We start from the raw sequence: 16,197 nt of genomic DNA on the forward strand, positions 1-16,197 counted from the left end.
AAGCTGCAAGTGAGACTGTGTTGCAGGCGCTTTTAAATCGAGTGCTGCGTACCAGCGCCTGCTGCACGATGATTACGCTTTGGCTTGATAACGCTCGGCGACATCGGATTGCCTGATCTGCGACAGCAAGCCCTGACGTGCACCCTGCAATGCATCCCAACGGGCGGCGTCCTGCAAGGGTGGAATGGTCACGGGCTCGCGACGATCAAAACCGACCAGCGCCGCATCGACCAGATCACCCACTTCCATGATTTCACTGAGGGTGTTGATGTCGATGCCCGCTCGCTCCCAGATTTCGGTGCGAGTGGCTGCCGGCAGAACGGCTTGCACATAGACGCCTTTGGGCGACAGCTCCAGGCTCATACCTTGAGAAAGAAACAGTACAAACGCCTTGGTCGCGCCGTAGACCGTCATGCCGAACTCAGGTGCCAGGCCAACAACCGAGCCTATGTTGATAATCGCTCCGTCCCCGGCTTGTGCCAGGCGTGGGGCGATGGCGCTGGCAAGCCGTACCAGAGCGGTAGTATTGAGCGTGACCAACTGAGCAACGCTGTCGGTGGATTGTTCGATAAAGCTGCCGGATTGTGCGGCACCTGCATTGTTCACCAGGATGCCAATACTGGCGTCGTCGCGCAGGCGCGCCTCGACCGTGGTCAAATCGCTGATTTGGGTCAGGTCAGCCTGGAGAACATCAATGGTGATGTTGTGTTTCTCACGCAGCCGCGCTGCAAGAGCATCCAGCCGCCCTTTGTCGCGGGCAACCAGTACGAGGTCGTGCCCGCGCTGTGCAAAGCGCTCGGCATAGGTAGCGCCGATGCCAGTGGAGGCGCCGGTAATGAGAACGGTGGTAGGGATGCTCATGAATTGATCCTCAGTTTCGGATATCGATAGGCGAGTCATGCGTGGTGTCCGGAGGACGTGCGCAGACCTGATTTTTAGCCGTGCCGGGTACTGGATTCAGCAAGGGTTGGGTAGTCGATGTAGCCTTCTGCACCGCCGCCATACAGGGTCGCAGGATCGAATGCCGACAAAGAGGCAGCGGTTTTAAGGCGCTCCACCAAGTCCGGGTTACCGATGAAGGGACGTCCAAAGGCGAACAAATCAGCCTTGTCATCGTTGAGTTGAGAGGTGGCCAAATTCACGTCGTAGCCATTGTTCGCGATGTAAGTGTTTTTGAAGCGTTGGCGCAAAGAACCAAAGTCGAAGGGCGCAATATCGCGTGGCCCGCCAGTCGCGCCTTCGACCACATGGAGGTACACAATGCCCAAGGCATCGAGTTGGTCGACAATGTAGTCAAACTGGGCCTGCGGTTCGCTGCTGGAGACACCATTGGCTGGCGAAACTGGCGATATACGGATGCCTGTGCGTTCTGCACCGACCTCGGCTACTACCGCCGCCGTCACTTCCAGCAGTAGGCGAGCGCGGTTTTCAATCGAGCCACCGTAGGCATCGGTGCGGATATTGGCACCGTCCTTGACGAACTGATCCAGCAAATAGCCGTTTGCGCCGTGGATCTCTACGCCATCGAATCCCGCAGCGATGGCATTTGCCGCCGCTTGGCGAAAATCATTAACGATCCCGGGAAGCTCGCTGATATCAAGCGCTCGCGGCTCTGAAACGTCCACGAAGCTATTATTGACGAATACTTTTGTTGCAGGACGGAGAGCGGAGGGTGCTACCGGAGCGGCACCGTTCTCCTGCAGGTCAACGTGCGATACGCGTCCGACATGCCACAGTTGCAGGAAAATTCGTCCGCCTTTTGCGTGGACGGCATCGGTGACCTTGCGCCAGCCATCAATCTGCGCCTGCGTGTAGATACCGGGCGTATCCTGGTAGCCCTGTCCCTGCTGCGAGATCTGCGAGGCTTCGGAGATCAACAGGCCTGTAGAGGCTCTTTGGCTGTAATAGGTTGCAGCGAACTCGCTCGGGACGAAGCCTTCTCCCGCACGGTTACGCGTCAGCGGAGCCATCACGATTCTGTTGGAAAGTGTCAGCGAGCCGAGCGTGTACGGCTCAAATAACGTCTTATCGTTCATATCGTTTCCATACTCGTTGATTAATGAGGGCGACATGCGCCGTGTCAGGGAAGATTCGCGTTGGCGTATTTATGATGTCGATCATACTCAAAGATGTCAACGCTTTTGATTATGATCGACATCAGAGTATGATGAGGGCATTGCTTTGAGATGCAGAGGCACAGGAAATGAAGATCACCAAGGCGCAATCACTCGCCAATCGAGCTCACATCGTTGAGACGGCTTCAGAGCTGTTTCGCGAGCGTGGCTACGATGGCGTGGGGGTGGCGGAGCTAATGGCTGCAGCCGGTTTTACGCAAGGAGGTTTCTACAAGCATTTCGGCTCCAAGGCTGATCTGATGGCTGAAGCGGCAGCGAACAGTCTTTCGCATTCGCTGACCAGTTCCGAAGGTCTCGACGTTGCTGAATTCGTCGATCTATATGTATCGAGGGATCACCGAGACGGCAGGGGTAGCGGTTGCACCATGGCGGCCCTTTGTGGAGACGCTGCGCGTCAATCAGATGAGTTGAAGGCCACCTTTGCCAGCGGGGTAGAAAGCACGCTGGCAGCGCTCGAAGAAATGAACAAAGCGAGGCAAGACGCGCCGCAGGATGGGGGACGGGCAAAAATGATCAACATGCTGGCGCATGCAATCGGTGCAGTCATGTTGTCGCGCGCCTGCCCAGATGATTCTTCTCTGGCTGATGAAATACTAGAGGTTTGCCACGCTGAGTTAATTGCGTCATTGCCGTTGTCGCCAGTCAGTGAGCCGCAGGGGAACGCATAGATGGACGCACTTAAATAGGGTGTTGGCTCCATTGGCGATTAGATCAAGTTGCCTAAGACGTGCAGTGCAGATCTTGATCATTTAGCCAGGCATTGAAAGTGGTGCGAGAAATGTTGTCGTTGAGACAATGGGTGGGAATCACCGAACCTTGAAAGAGTTGGTGGAGAGCTACGGCTCTGACTCGTAGCGTCCTGGCTCAGCATTGCCCCGGAAAGTAGGCACCCTCTTCCGTGAACGATATTCAGCAGTCTCTCAACTTCGCCCAAAATTCTTCAGCGGATTGGCTGATAGGAGCCGTTGGACGCGTGAGGTGAATTTCCAAGGGGATATCCCAGCTTTCATCAAGAGCTCGTACAAGACGTCCGTCGGTGACTTCCTGTTCGGTTAGGCTCCTTGGTAGCCAGGCCACACCTTTGTTTTCCAGGGCCATGGACATCAGTACCGCAGCGAGGTGACTACTGAATAATGGCTTGAGGTGAAGGAAATCCTCCTTTCCATTAAGTCGATGAGCCACGATGCGGCCCAATCCGGACTCTTGGGTATACGCCAAGTACGGCAGCGATGCGGGCGCACTTCCAAAGTCGGCAGAAGCGCTCGCCAGTGGAACGAGAACATCCTCGCCGACCTTTTTGCCTATGAACTGATCAGGGGCCAACAGCGGTGGAACATCCGGGTGGCGATGACAAAGCAGGAACTGCACCTGGCCCTGAGTCAGCATCTGCTCACAGACCGCCATGCTATCGGAATGCAGTCGCACAGCCTCAATGGGGGCGCCGTTTTCCGTGCTTCTTAGCCACCTCGGGAAGAACGTGAATGATAGCGAATGGGTCGCAGCGAATTGCAGAGTCTTAGCAGCCATTCCCGCTACTTCCTGGGCTTCACTTCGCATTCTGTACAAGCGCCTGGCAGTCTCTTGGGCACTTGGCAATATCTGCTTCCCAGCCTCTGTCAGCGTTGCACCTTGTGGCGTGCGAATGAACAGCTCAACACCCATCCAGTTCTCCAGTGAACGGACTCTGCGGCTGAACGCAGGCTGAGTAACGTGGCGCGCTTCAGCCGCGCGAACAAAGCTGCCGTACTCCGCCAACGCTGAAAAGTCTTCGAGCCAAACGAGTTCCAAGGGCAATGCCTCCTGTGCATAGGGCGCGGCATTAATAGCATTGGGCGGGTGTCACCGCAAAGCATAACGTGGGGCCACCAACAACAAGAGGAACCCGTCATGCGTATCGTAGACATCCGTGAAAAAACCGTCTCTATCGCTTCCCCAATCGCCAATGCCTACATCGATTTTTCGAAAATGACCTGCTCGGTTGTCGCTGTCGTCACGGATGTGATTCGCGATGGTAAACCTGTCATCGGCTACGGTTTCAACTCCAACGGTCGCTATGGCCAAGGCGCTCTGATGCGTGATCGCTTCCTGGCGCGTATCACGGAAGCTGATCCAGATACTCTCGTCGATCATGAAAACAATAACCTGGATCCGTTCGCCATCTGGAAAACCCTGATGACCAACGAAAAGCCAGGTGGTCACGGCGAGCGCTCAGTCGCGGTTGGCACCATCGACATGGCTGTGTGGGATGCGGTTGCCAAGATTGAAGGTAAGCCCCTGTATCGCCTGCTGGCCGACCGTTACCGCGACGGCGTGGCAGATGACAAGGTCTGGGTCTACGCGGCGGGCGGCTACTACTACCCTGGCAAAGATCAGACCAAGCTCAAAGCAGAAATGCAGAGCTATCTGGATCGTGGCTACGACGTCGTCAAGATGAAGATTGGTGCGGTGCCACTGGACGAAGATATCCGTCGTATCGAAGCGGTACTTGAAGTGGTAGGTGATGGTCGTCGCCTGGCGGTCGACGCCAATGGCCGCTTCGATCTGAAGACAGGTATTGCGTACGCGGAGGCCATCAAAAAGTACAACCTCTTCTGGTACGAAGAAGTTGGCGATCCGCTGGACTATGAACTGCAGGCTGAGCTTGCAAACCACTATGAACTGCCCATGGCTACTGGTGAAAACCTGTTCTCCCATCAGGATGCTCGAAACCTGCTTCGCCACGGTGGTATGCGCCCTGATCGCGATTACCTCCAGTTCGACTGCGCCCTGTCTTACGGACTCGTGGAGTACATGCGCACCCTGAAGGTGATGGAAGAAATGGGTTGGTCTTCCCGCCGCGTAGTTCCGCATGGTGGTCACCAGATGTCCCTGAACATCGCAGCGGGTCTACACCTGGGCGGTAACGAATCGTACCCAGACGTGTTCCAGCCTTTCGGCGGGTTCGCTGACGGGATTCGTGTGGAAAACGGCTATGTCGGTCTGCCGGATATTCCAGGTGTCGGCTTCGAAGCCAAGTCAGCTTTGTACGCAGTGATGCGTGAGCTGGGCGAAGGCTAATAGCCCTTGAACTGCGGCCTTTTTTTCAAGAGGCCGCAGTTATCAGGCGTCACCCACTGACGCCACGCCACACGCCCATCACAAAAATAAAATGAGGTGCTTCCGTGGAAATCTCCAAGTCCCGCTGGTACAGCCAGCTGTATGTGCAGGTGCTGATCGGTATCGTAGTCGGTGCAGCAATCGGTCACTTTGAACCGCAATTCGGAGCCAAGCTTCAACCTTTTGCCGACGGCTTTATCAGACTCATCAAAATGCTGTTGGCCCCTATTATTTTTGGCACCGTGGTTGTCGGTATCGCCAAAATGGGCAGCATCAAAGAGGTCGGGAGAATTGGCGTTAAATCGCTGCTCTACTTCGAGATTCTTTCAACCATCGCGCTGGTCATCGGCCTTATTGTGGTCAATGTCGTAAAGCCAGGCGTTGGGATGAACATCAACGTCGACACACTGGATGGCAGTGCTATCGCCAAGTACAGCCAAGCTGCCACTGAGCAGGGTGGTACCGTCGATTTTTTCATGAACATCATCCCACAAACATTTATCGGCGCGTTCTCGAATGGCGTCATGCTCCAGGTCATCCTGCTTTCAGTCTTGATGGGTGTTGCCCTGGTTCAAATGGGTGAAACCAGCAAACCGCTGATCAATACCATCGACCTGTTCCTGCAAGGCCTGTTCAAGATCGTCGCAATGGTCATGCGGCTGGCTCCAATTGGTGCCGGTGCCGGTATGGCGTTCACGATTGGCAAATACGGGATCGGTACGCTGCTGTCACTCGGCCAGTTGCTGATTGCGCTCTATGTCACCACCCTGATCTTTATTGTGGTGGTGCTTGGAACGGTTGCTCGATGGTCAGGAATGCCTTTATTTCAGTTTCTCCGCTACTTCAAGGACGAGATTCTCATCACGCTCGGAACCTGCTCGACTGAGGCTGTGCTTCCGCGAATGATGGTGAAACTTGAAAAGCTGGGCTGCAAGAAGTCGGTGGTGGGCATGGTGCTGCCAACTGGATACACCTTCAATGCGGATGGCACCTGCATTTACCTCACCATGGCGGCGATTTTTATCGCGCAGGCAACCAATACGCCGCTGACGATTATGGATCAGATGATTCTGTTGGGTGTTTTCCTGTTGACCTCGAAAGGCTCGGCTGGTGTGGCGGGTGCCGGGTTCATAACACTCGCGGCAACGCTTACAACCATCCACTCCATTCCGTTGGTGGGCCTTGTACTACTTTTGGGCATCGACCGGTTCCTCAATGAAGCGCGAGCTGTTACCAACCTGATTGGCAACGGTATCGGCACTATCGCCATTGCCAAGTGGGACAACTCGTTCGATGTAGAAGCCTGTGAGCGTGAAATTGCCGCGATGAAAAACGCAAAGGCGGAGCGTAGAGCGTTAGCAACGCAAAAGTAATCAACATCGATTACCCGGTCATTCCTCTTCGGATAGGGCGCAATGACCGGTAGCTATTCGATGCCTCGTTCACACAGAACCATTCAGCGAAGTTCTCAGTAGAATTGCGATGGAGCCGAAAAAATGATTGAGCGATCCCATCACGAATTACGTAAGGCGTTCGGTGATTTACTTCATGGAACAGTCTGTAAATTTGCCGCATCAGTGTTCGATCCGATCTCGGTTCGAATGGCCTCTGACCTTGGCTTTGAGGTCGCCATCCAAGGTGGATCCGTCGCCTCGCTTCAAGTGCTCGGTGCCCCAGATATCTCGTTGCTCACTCTTGATGAGTATGCGGAGCAAGTTTCCAGGGTCGGACGGGCCAGTCAAATCCCAATCATTGGAGACGCTGATCACGGGTTTGGCAACGCGCTCAATGTAATGCGAACGGTCACCGAGCTGCAGAAGGCCGGTGTTGCCGCGCTTACGCTAGAAGACACTCACCTACCGGCCAAATACGACGAGCAATCGAACGTGCTCATCAATATGGAGGAGGCCGCGAGCAAGATTTACGCTGCACGATTTGCTCGGTCAGATGATGCACTTAGCATCATCGCCAGGACGAATGTGGCCGTTAGCACTTTGGGAGATTCCATTGCACGCACCACGGCCTATCAAAAAGCTGGGGCCGACGCGATTTGCCTTGTTGGAGTAAAGGATTTCCAACATTTGGAAGCACTCACCTCGCATCTTTCCGTACCGATCATGCTGATCAATTATGGAAACCCTGCTCTGAGCGATGTTGAGAAACTGAGTGCAGCCAATGTGCGGATTGTGGTCAATGGGCATGCCCCGTATTTGTCCGCAATCAAAGCGACCTACGAGGCGCTGCGCGAACAAAGCGGCACAGAGGGGAGCGAGCTTTCTCTCCCCGAGCTGCTTTCTAAATACACACTCTCGGACAATTACCGAGAGTGGGTAAAGACCTATTTGAAGTCAGAGCACGATTCGAATTGAGTTTGAACAGGTGAAATAAAGCGTCATGAAAAAGACAGTCCTGGCCTTCAACCGATACGCGCAATGCAATGGCACAGCGTGCTCTGGAAAATTTGCTGATGGGTCTCGAAGGACGGCGGCCGAGAGACCTCGTGAATGTCCACGGGCTAGGACACAGGTGGACGGAGTGACCAGAAGGGCGCTGGCAGTATGGTCGCCTTACTGGATGGAGCGCGGCTTATAGGTTGGTGCACCTACTCAAGCCGCATCCAAGATAAATCAGCCTTTAGCTAAAGGGCCCTGAGCTCCGATTCCTTTAGCCACGACGCGGTATCTGGTTTTTTAGGCTACACGCTTTTCTTAAGGCTTTCGGGGCTGCCAGCGCATAGACCATCCATCACCAAGTTCATCAATCTGGCGAGACGCGAGCGCCATTCGCTCTGGGAATCCATTTGCCAAATTCCGGCGATGGCTAGAAAAAAGTCGTCGTTAGTAATCCCGCTACGAATCGTTCCGGCCTTTTCATTTGCCCTCAAAAGCGACTCGGCTGCTGCCTGGACTGGAGCGTATCCCGACTTCCCTGGGAACTCGTAAATAGACGCAGCTTGTTGTATCGCAGTAGCGAGTCCTGCCTTTGTCATTGCATATTCAGCGAGGCAGTCCATCCATTCTCGGAGGGCCTCCTTAGGTGGTTTTGTCGCGAGGAGCTCTTCCGCCAACGAGGCTACCTGCTGCATTTCGAATTGATAGACCTCGAATACCAGCTTCTCTCTGGTAGGGAAGTGGCGATAGAACGTGCCCTGTCCTACCCCAGCCTTCTTCGCAATCGTACTCAACGGAACCGCAGGATCGCTAGTCAGCTCTACCACCGCGACCTCCAGTATCCGTTCACGGTTTTTCTTGGCGTCAGAACGCATCACCAACTCGTCAGTCATGAGCAAAATTTTCCTTCATTATGTTGCTAAGCGGACAATTGTCCGTTACGGTTTGCAAGTGGACACTTGTCCGCTTACGCAACGTTTCTGGAGTTTACTATGAACAGCACTGGCAACACGATTCTGGTTACTGGCGGCACCTCAGGCATCGGCCTTGGTCTGGCACTTAGGCTTCACAAGGCGGGCAACAAAGTAATTATCGCGGGACGTCGCAAGGCTCTGCTCGACAAGATTGTGTCGGAACATCCAGGTATTGAATCAGTGTTGCTGGACGTCTCCGATCCACAATCCATCAAACGCAACAGTGAAACGCTTGCGATCAGCCACCCGAATCTGAACGTTCTCATAAATAACGCTGGCATCATGCATTGGGAGGATCTGACTGATCCGGAAAGCCTGAGCACAGCCGAAGATATCGTGACAACGAACTTACTTGGCACGATTCGAATGGTGTACGCATTTACTCCCCATCTGATCATGCAGCCCAGTGCAACGATTGTGAATGTCAGCTCGGCTTTGGCATTCGTACCGCTGCCTGCTACACCGACCTACAGCGCAACCAAAGCGGCAGTTCATTCGTTCACTCAAAGTCTTCGAGTGCAGCTAGAGGCCTCGTCAGTCGAGGTTATCGAGCTTGCGCCACCGGGTGTGCGTACCTCTTTGCTTGGGCAGGAAAATGACGAGCACGCCATGCCCTTGGACGAGTTTTTGAATGAAATATTCGAACTGCTCGAGATCACTCCGACCCCACACGAACTTGTCGTCGAGCGCGCCAAGCCATTACGGTTTGCTGAAGCGAGCGGTTCACATGATGAGGTATTGAAAATGCTTGCGGGATACAAACCACCGGCAGAATGATGTTAACCGTGTGGGTAGCACCTGATGCCATCGCTGCAGGCAGATGGCATCTGCCTGCCTGGGCGCGCGGTCTGGCTCAGCATGCTTGAATTTTTTCCACCCAGACCAGCACGGTGGTCGCCGAAGATGTGAGCGTTGTCATTGAGTATCTATCGGGATTCCGCCATGGTCGGATAGTCCGTGTAACCGCGATCCTCACCTTGGTAGAACGTCGTCGGGTCTGCTTCGTTCAGGGACCTGCCGTGTTTGAATCGCTCTACCAAATCAGGGTTGGCCAGGAACGCGGTGCCAAACGACACCAGATCAGCATCGCCTAAGCTGATCGCCGTTCCGGCTCGCTCTGCGTCATAACCACCATTGGCAATGTAGGTGCTACCGAAACGACGCTTTAGTTCTACGAAATCGAATTGCCCTTCTCCAAGTTCAACCACGTGTATGTAGGCCAAACCATAGCGACTGAGCATCTTGGCTGCGTAGTTAAAAGTCGCTTGGGGAGTGCTGTCGCTCATGGAGAAATAATTGAAGATTGGCGACAGGCGAACACCCACACGGCTTGCCCCGAAGACCTCAATGACGGACTCGACTACCTCCTTAAGAAATCGAGCGCGATTCTCTATGGAACCACCATAGGCATCGTTTCGGGTATTGGTGCCATCGCGCAGGAACTGGTCGATTAGATAACCGTTTGCACCGTGGATTTCTACGCCGTCGAATCCAGCACGTTTCGCGTTTTCAGCACCTTGGCGAAAATCAGCGATCACGCCAGGAATCTCATCGAGATCTAGAGCCCGTGGCAATTCATAAGGCTTCAGTCCTTCAGGAGTGTAAATTTCGCCATCAGCCTTGATCGCTGATGGGGCTACTGGCCGTTCACTGTCGATCTGCACCAGCGGGTGCGACAGTCGTCCGACATGCCAGAGTTGCAGGAATATACGTCCACCTTCCGCATGAACAGCGTCGGTCACTTCTTTCCAGCCCGCTATTTGCTCAGTGGTAAAGATGCCCGGCGTTCGCATGTAGCCTTTGCCCTGCGCCGAAACCTGAGAGCCTTCGGTAATGATAAGGCCGGCTCCGGCGCGTTGGCGGTAATACTCAACCACGGTGGGCGTCGGAGCATCACCTTCTCCGGCGCGGCTTCGCGTCAAAGGCGCCATAATCATGTGGTTTTTCAGAGGGAGAGAGCCGATTTGTGCAGGGGACAAAAGCAGGTCGAGATTGCTCGTGGTCATGATGTATCTCTGTAAGTTGAGGATTAATATTCGGGGTTGGCGATATGTTTAGCGGGGAGTCGTATCGACTGAAGGCGCGCCTCAGGGGCTAGCTCAGTCGTCCCTCCTGCCGCAGGCGTTCGCCGATACGCTGTATCTCAGTTTCGCCCTGTGCCAGAGCTGCCTTGCTCGTGTGTACCGAGTAGTAGCCCGTCACCAGTTCGTGCGGATGCTTCACTGCTGAGCCCAGTACGAATGAGCAATCGCCTTGAGCCACGAAATCGATGTGTTGCTCGGACTCCTCGAATACGGCGAGCTCGCCGGTATTAATCAGGCCCCCTGCGTCCAGCCGTCCTGCATTAACCGCGAGCCAGGCAACGGTGTGATCGGACGGCGGGGTGTACCGCCAGCGCTCGCCGTCTTTCAGATTCACGGCGAGATAGTTCATATCACTCGGAGCTTCAATCAGGCTCTGCGCAGCACCGTAGCGTCCCAGGAGCACGCGCGCGGGGCCTTCCTGCGGAACTTGGGAGGGCGCCAGGTAGACGCTCTTCGGGGGAGCGTTCTCTAACGACGGTGGTAGCGCTACCCAGAGCTGGAATCCCTGCATTGAGGACTCGTTGGCCAGCGTAGCGTCGTGCCACACCCCATTGCCGGCGCGCATCCACTCAACGCCACCGGCAAGCAATACACCTGTCGCGCCAGTGGTGTCCTCATAGGCGACGTCGCCTTTGCTCATGAAGGTAACCGTCGCTATCCCTGAGTGCGGGTGCATGCCGAAATTCGACTTACCTCGACTGGCGTTCAAACTGAAAATATCCAGGAAAATAAAAGGTTTCAAAAGCTCGCCCAGATCGCCCGGGCTCATAAGCCGCGTTATCGGGCCATGTGTGCTGCCCTTGGTGCGATGAACTATGGCGCGTTGCAGAATAGCGACGGCGGTGGTCATATCTTTGCTCTCGGTTTTTTGAGTGCTTGGGCCCACCAGACAATATCGTCGAGCAGTTTTGTGGCTGCCTGGGCCAGATGCGGGTAATCGTTGAAGTTCTTTCCCTGTTGCCAGATACCGATGAATTCAGCGATGTCTATGTGCACGGCATTGCTTAGCGGGGCCATCTGCAACTCAATGGCTACCAGCTGTAACTGTTCGATGACGCGACCAGTGCCGCCATAACCAACGAAGCCGACCGGCTTGCGGCTGAGCTTCTGGCCAGCGCTATCGAAGGCTATTTTCAGCTCGTCGCTTGTACCCTGGTCGTACTCTGGTGTGACCACGATCAGGCCGTCGATCGGTGCGAGCCTGTCGGCCCAGCGTTGCCCCTTCAGACTTTTAATGTCAGGCGAGGTTGGAGATTGCGGTTCGTCGAAGAAGAGCTGCGAGTGATCCCGCAGGTTGATCAATTCGATGGTGAGATCTTTGCGCTGCTTTGCTATCTCGTGGATCCAGACCCCGTGCTTTTCACCGAAGCGAGCTTCACGGGTCGAGCTGATTACGATGCCGATGAGGGTGAGGGTGAGGGGGGAGGTCATAGGTTGTTCCGGCAGATTGCAGGTCACTGCAGCTATGCCTGAATGATATGCGCCCATTCATTGCTTTATTAGATGGCATAATTGGATTGGACTAATCCATTTTACGATGTGGTGGCGATACCATGCTTGACCTGAACGACGTCGCTTTGTTTGTACAAGTGGTGCGCAATGGCAGCTTTGCCGAAGCGGCGCGGCAGCTTGGAATGCCCTCCAACACCTTAAGCAGGCGCGTTCAACAACTCGAGGCTCAGCTCGGCACGCGGTTACTGCAGCGCTCCACACGCAAGCTCACACTTACCCATTCAGGTCAGGCTTTTCATGACAGGTGCTCTGGCGCCGTAGAAGGCCTGATCGATGCCGGGCAACAGTTAATGACGGGAAGTCAGGAGCCGAGTGGCATCGTGCGTATTGCGGCGATGGCTGATTTTTTCGACTTTTTCCCTATGGAGTGGGTGGCCGATTTTCTAGCCGAGTATCCACGGGTGCAGCTTGACTTCGTGCTGAGTGATGCACGTGCCGATTTGATCGCTGATCGGATCGACATCGCGTTTCGAGGCGGCACTTTACAAGACTCCGGATACGTCGGTCGCCAACTCATTGGCGCAGGTAATGAAGGGTTGGTCGCCAGCCCTAAATACCTGAGTAAACGAGGTGTGCCCACTACGCTAGAGGATCTGGTCAATCACGACTGTGTGAGTTTCGGTCATCCTAGCGGCGTTACCACATGGCGTCTTTATGGGCCAAACGGCGCTGAGGAAGAGGTGCAGATTACCAGCCGATTTAATGGCAACACCGCTCAGGCTTTGCGCAAGGCTACGTTGGCTGGGTTGGGCATTGCGTTGCTGCCGCCCACTATCACTAAATTCGATCTTCAGGCTGGCCGCCTTGTGCCTGTGCTACCGAATTACCATCGCACTGGTTACGGCTTGCATGTGCTTTACCCTAGTCGGCAACATTTGCCGTTGGCGGTATCAGCATTCATTGGATTGGTAATGGAGAAGCTCAAAGAGGAAGCATTCCCTGCGAGGGTTTTACCCCAGCAGGCTTGATACGGTGTTTGGGCTTATGACCGTAGTGGTAAAAGTCGCGTAGCGAGACGGTAGACGCGACAACTACCTTGAAAAACGCCGGGCTAGCTCAATGCATTTCAATGCCAAAATGGTTGTTGGATCGACCAATGCGACCTCATGATTTTTGATCATGTAGGATTCGCTATGCTCTAGCACCAGGGGTAGTTCTGTGCACCCCAGGATGAGCACATCTGCACCCAGTTCACACAAGTGCTCTGCTGCGATCAAGAGCTGGTCTTTACAGATGCCGTCTGTGAAACCCGCTTTAATTCCGTGGTCTCCATAAATCGACTCCATCACCAACGTCTGGTAATCCATACCGGGAGCAATTATCTGCAGCCCAGCTCGGCGAGCTGCCTCGTGATACACCTGACTTTTTATTGTGCCGGAGGTCGCTAGCAGCCCGACGGTTTTGCCAGCGCCATACCTCTGCACGATAGCCTCTACCGTCTCAGTCAGCATATTCACAATAGGTACACGCAGGTGCGGCTGGATGCGCTCAACAAATGCGTGAGCTGTATTGCACGGGATCGCTATGGCATTGGCGCCGGCGCTTTCCAGTCGCCTGCACGTTGCGTACATCGCCATCGTCGGATCAGTTTCGTCATTCAGCAAGTTGGCTGTGCGATCAGGGATCTGCGGGTTTTGTTCCACCACCATTTTGATGTGCTCTTGATCGCGACCTGCCGGTGTATGCGCAACGACTTTACCCATGAAGTCGACCGTTGCCGCTGGCCCAACTCCACCCACTATCCCAAGCTTGAATGGCGGACGGGTCGACTGACCTTTCTCCAAGGTAGCGAAAGCGGCATAGATCTCATTGATATCCAGGACAGTGACGCCACGCCGTTGCAGATCACCACAGACCAACGAGAGCTCAGTCATGCCAGGCAGGATGATTGTGGCCCCCTGATCCTGAAGCGAAAGGCAGGCTTGATAAACACATTCGAGCGGTACACCGTCAAGGAATCCATCTTTGATACCGTTAACCCCGTACATGGCGTCCATCAACCCAGATTGCTCGTTATCGTTTGGATAAACGATCTTGAAATCAGTGCCGAAATAGCGCTCAAACAGTCCTGAGTGCCGAACATAGTCAGACGCAATGATTCCCAACGTACTGCCGCGTTCAGCGACATGATCAATGTGCTTGCGTAACGCCGCCATCATATCCAGAACGGGTATGCCAATTTCCTCCTGGATCTCGTCACGAAAGGTGTGACTGGCAAAACAAGGCAGTAAGACTGCATTGACTTCGCTGGCCTCGAATGTCTGACAAACCTGGAAAACATAGAACTTCCTGGAGGTCATATTGGCACCCCGATCCAGGGGCATCAGGACGTCTTTGAAGGGGTGTTGTTCAAACAGGAAGTGATAGCGACCTTGATCCTCCAGAACAGCTCTGGACTTCACCAACTTGTAGAAAAGATCGCCGCCGGCCAGTGAGCCAAGCCCGCCGACGATACCTAGTTTGCGAGCAAACGATGACCCGCTGGACGGCTTCGATTTACCTTTCATGATTAGGTTCTCAGGCTGGTGTCAGAGTGTGATTTGGGAGCGGAGACTCAGTGCCGGGCGCGTCTTCAGCTTCTTCATGTGGTTCTGATTTGGCCACCACAGCCGTCGCGATGCTATTGCCAACCACGTTGGTGGCAGTCCTGGCCATATCAAGGAATTGGTCAATGCCAAGGATCAGCAAAATACCGGCTTCGGGAATATTGAACATGGGTAACGTAGCCGCCACCACAACCACCGATGCTCGGGCTACACCCGCCATTCCCTTGCTGGTGATCATCAGCGTCAGCAAGATCAGCAGTTGCTGTGTGAAGCTCAAGTCGACGTTGTAGGCCTGTGCAATGAACATGATGGCGAACGCTTGATACATCATCGAGCCATCAAGGTTGAATGAGTACCCCAACGGTAGAACGAAGCTGGATACGCGTTTCGGCGCACCAAATTTCTCCAGTGCCTCCATGGTTTTCGGATACGCGGACTCGCTGCTGGCAGTGGAGAATGCCAACAGAACAGGTTCGCGGATCAGCTTGCCCAAGGTAAACACCGAGCGGCCGAGGAACAGATAGCCGGCACCGAATAACACGCACCACAGAATCACAATGCCCAAGTAGAACTCGGCAATCAGCTTTCCGTAATCGACTATCAAGCCAAGACCTTGGGTGGTGATCGCCGATGCGATGGCTGCGAAAACGCCGATTGGCGCGAAGGCCATGACGAAGTCAGTGACCTTGAACATCACCTTGGCCAGCTCTTCGATGCCATCGACAATCGTTGTGTAACCCGCTCGCTTCACACCTGCAAGGGCAAACCCGAAGAACAACGAGAACACCACGATTTGCAGGATTTCGTTGTTGGCCATGGCTTCAGCAATGCTGCGGGGAAACACGTGACTGATGAAAACCTTGAGGCTGAAATCCCCGGTGTTCACCACGGGGCTCGCCGCATGCTGGACGACCTCCATATTCAGTCCCGCACCGGGTTGGAACAGGTTGACCAGGCCCATGCCGATTGCCAGCGAGATTACCGACGCGGTGACGAACCAGGCCATGGCTCGCAGGCCAATGCGTCCAACGGAGCGGGAGTTTCCCATGCTGGCAATGCCACCGACCAGTGTCGCGAATACCAGGGGCGCGATGATCATCTTGATCATGCGTAAAAAAATGTCGGTGACCATCGAGAAGTAAGACGCGATCTCTTTGGCGCTTTGTTCGCTCCCTGCGAAGTGATGGCACGCCCAACCGACAAGCACGCCCAAGGCGATGCCCATTGCGATCCGACGCGGAAGTTTATTTTTCTTCACGGAGCTTTCCTCAAGTGGTTTTTTTGCTTTTTTTACTTGGCAGGAGACAAGTGTCATTCGGTCGAAGCGCTGTGGCCTCGCTCCAACGTTTTCGATTCTAGGGGCGGGTTTGAAAGGTCGTGATGAGTAATCCCGATAGCGTCATGCGCTTTTGGAATAGTTTTCGAAACTGCTGCTTCATCCCGACTGAGGCGCAGTAAAC

The 16,197-nt window shown here is 54.4% G+C and carries 16 protein-coding genes; 7 read left to right on the forward strand and 9 right to left on the reverse strand.

From position 1 onward, the window contains the following. Positions 1 to 72: 72 nt before the first annotated feature. Together ACSQ87_RS12400 and ACSQ87_RS12405 are read right to left on the reverse strand one after the other, a co-directional pair. Complete coding sequence (locus ACSQ87_RS12400) at positions 73 to 861, reverse strand: SDR family NAD(P)-dependent oxidoreductase (RefSeq protein ID WP_223431523.1); 789 nt, start codon at positions 859 to 861, stop codon at positions 73 to 75. 74 nt (positions 862 to 935) lie between these two features. Then, positions 936 to 2,036, reverse strand: coding sequence for an alkene reductase (locus ACSQ87_RS12405; protein ID WP_223431524.1), 1,101 nt, complete (start codon positions 2,034 to 2,036; stop codon positions 936 to 938). Positions 2,037 to 2,203: 167 nt separating this feature from the next. On the opposite strand from ACSQ87_RS12405, the gene ACSQ87_RS12410 reads away from it, so the two are divergent. Both ACSQ87_RS12410 and ACSQ87_RS12415 read left to right on the forward strand, forming a co-directional pair. Next, positions 2,204 to 2,803, forward strand: coding sequence for a TetR/AcrR family transcriptional regulator (locus ACSQ87_RS12410; RefSeq protein WP_223431525.1), 600 nt, complete (start codon positions 2,204 to 2,206; stop codon positions 2,801 to 2,803). Between the two features lie 91 nt (positions 2,804 to 2,894). Beyond that, entirely contained in the window at positions 2,895 to 2,990 is a 96-nt protein-coding gene (locus ACSQ87_RS12415) for a hypothetical protein (protein ID WP_436275085.1), read from the forward strand. Between the two features lie 54 nt (positions 2,991 to 3,044). Here ACSQ87_RS12415 and ACSQ87_RS12420 read toward each other — a convergent pair whose 3' ends face one another. Further along, a complete protein-coding gene (locus tag ACSQ87_RS12420; protein WP_223431526.1) occupies positions 3,045 to 3,923 on the reverse strand; it encodes a LysR family transcriptional regulator in 879 nt (292 codons plus the stop codon). Between the two features lie 99 nt (positions 3,924 to 4,022). On the opposite strand from ACSQ87_RS12420, the gene ACSQ87_RS12425 reads away from it, so the two are divergent. From ACSQ87_RS12425 to ACSQ87_RS12435, 3 genes are all read left to right on the forward strand, one after another. Next, the gene (locus ACSQ87_RS12425) at positions 4,023 to 5,192 is read left to right on the forward strand and encodes a mandelate racemase/muconate lactonizing enzyme family protein (protein WP_223431527.1); all 1,170 of its coding nucleotides are present in this window, start codon (positions 4,023 to 4,025) and stop codon (positions 5,190 to 5,192) included. Positions 5,193 to 5,296: 104 nt separating this feature from the next. Then, positions 5,297 to 6,604 carry a C4-dicarboxylate transporter DctA gene (dctA, locus tag ACSQ87_RS12430; RefSeq protein ID WP_223431528.1) on the forward strand — a complete coding sequence of 436 codons (1,308 nt, stop codon included), beginning with the start codon at positions 5,297 to 5,299 and terminating at the stop codon, positions 6,602 to 6,604. A gap of 123 nt (positions 6,605 to 6,727) precedes the next feature. Further along, a complete protein-coding gene (locus ACSQ87_RS12435; protein WP_223431529.1) occupies positions 6,728 to 7,600 on the forward strand; it encodes an isocitrate lyase/PEP mutase family protein in 873 nt (290 codons plus the stop codon). Positions 7,601 to 7,926: 326 nt separating this feature from the next. On the opposite strand, the gene ACSQ87_RS12440 is transcribed toward ACSQ87_RS12435, so the two are convergent. Next, positions 7,927 to 8,514, reverse strand: coding sequence for a TetR/AcrR family transcriptional regulator (locus tag ACSQ87_RS12440; RefSeq protein WP_223431530.1), 588 nt, complete (start codon positions 8,512 to 8,514; stop codon positions 7,927 to 7,929). A 99-nt stretch (positions 8,515 to 8,613) separates the two neighbouring features. Here ACSQ87_RS12440 and ACSQ87_RS12445 point away from each other — a divergent pair, with 99 nt between their 5' ends. After that, positions 8,614 to 9,372 carry an SDR family oxidoreductase gene (locus ACSQ87_RS12445; RefSeq protein WP_223431531.1) on the forward strand — a complete coding sequence of 253 codons (759 nt, stop codon included), beginning with the start codon at positions 8,614 to 8,616 and terminating at the stop codon, positions 9,370 to 9,372. Positions 9,373 to 9,521: 149 nt separating this feature from the next. On the opposite strand, the gene ACSQ87_RS12450 is transcribed toward ACSQ87_RS12445, so the two are convergent. The 3 genes from ACSQ87_RS12450 to ACSQ87_RS12460 form a co-directional block, all read right to left on the reverse strand. Continuing rightward, positions 9,522 to 10,601 (reverse strand): alkene reductase, encoded by a 1,080-nt coding sequence (locus ACSQ87_RS12450; RefSeq protein WP_223431532.1) that lies wholly within the window; start codon positions 10,599 to 10,601, stop codon positions 9,522 to 9,524. Between the two features lie 88 nt (positions 10,602 to 10,689). Further along, on the reverse strand, positions 10,690 to 11,529 hold the full coding sequence (locus ACSQ87_RS12455; RefSeq protein WP_223431533.1) for a pirin family protein: 840 nt from the start codon (positions 11,527 to 11,529) through the stop codon (positions 10,690 to 10,692). Continuing rightward, complete coding sequence (locus ACSQ87_RS12460) at positions 11,526 to 12,110, reverse strand: NADPH-dependent FMN reductase (protein WP_436273607.1); 585 nt, start codon at positions 12,108 to 12,110, stop codon at positions 11,526 to 11,528. Before ACSQ87_RS12460 ends, ACSQ87_RS12455 begins: the two co-directional genes overlap by 4 nt. Before the next feature lie 122 nt (positions 12,111 to 12,232). Between ACSQ87_RS12460 and ACSQ87_RS12465 the strand changes: the two genes are divergently transcribed. Then, positions 12,233 to 13,159, forward strand: coding sequence for a LysR family transcriptional regulator (locus ACSQ87_RS12465; protein ID WP_436273608.1), 927 nt, complete (start codon positions 12,233 to 12,235; stop codon positions 13,157 to 13,159). A 63-nt stretch (positions 13,160 to 13,222) separates the two neighbouring features. Here the strand turns inward: ACSQ87_RS12465 and ACSQ87_RS12470 are convergent, their stop codons facing one another. Continuing rightward, entirely contained in the window at positions 13,223 to 14,698 is a 1,476-nt protein-coding gene (locus ACSQ87_RS12470; protein WP_223431536.1) for an amino acid racemase, read from the reverse strand. A 10-nt stretch (positions 14,699 to 14,708) separates the two neighbouring features. Beyond that, positions 14,709 to 15,995 carry a dicarboxylate/amino acid:cation symporter gene (locus tag ACSQ87_RS12475; protein ID WP_223431537.1) on the reverse strand — a complete coding sequence of 429 codons (1,287 nt, stop codon included), beginning with the start codon at positions 15,993 to 15,995 and terminating at the stop codon, positions 14,709 to 14,711. Between the last annotated feature and the right edge of the window lie 202 nt (positions 15,996 to 16,197).

Origin of the sequence: Pseudomonas sp. LjRoot277 (genome assembly GCF_964253845.1) — a bacterium.
In the GTDB taxonomy this organism is placed as follows: Bacteria; Pseudomonadota; Gammaproteobacteria; order Pseudomonadales; family Pseudomonadaceae; genus Aquipseudomonas.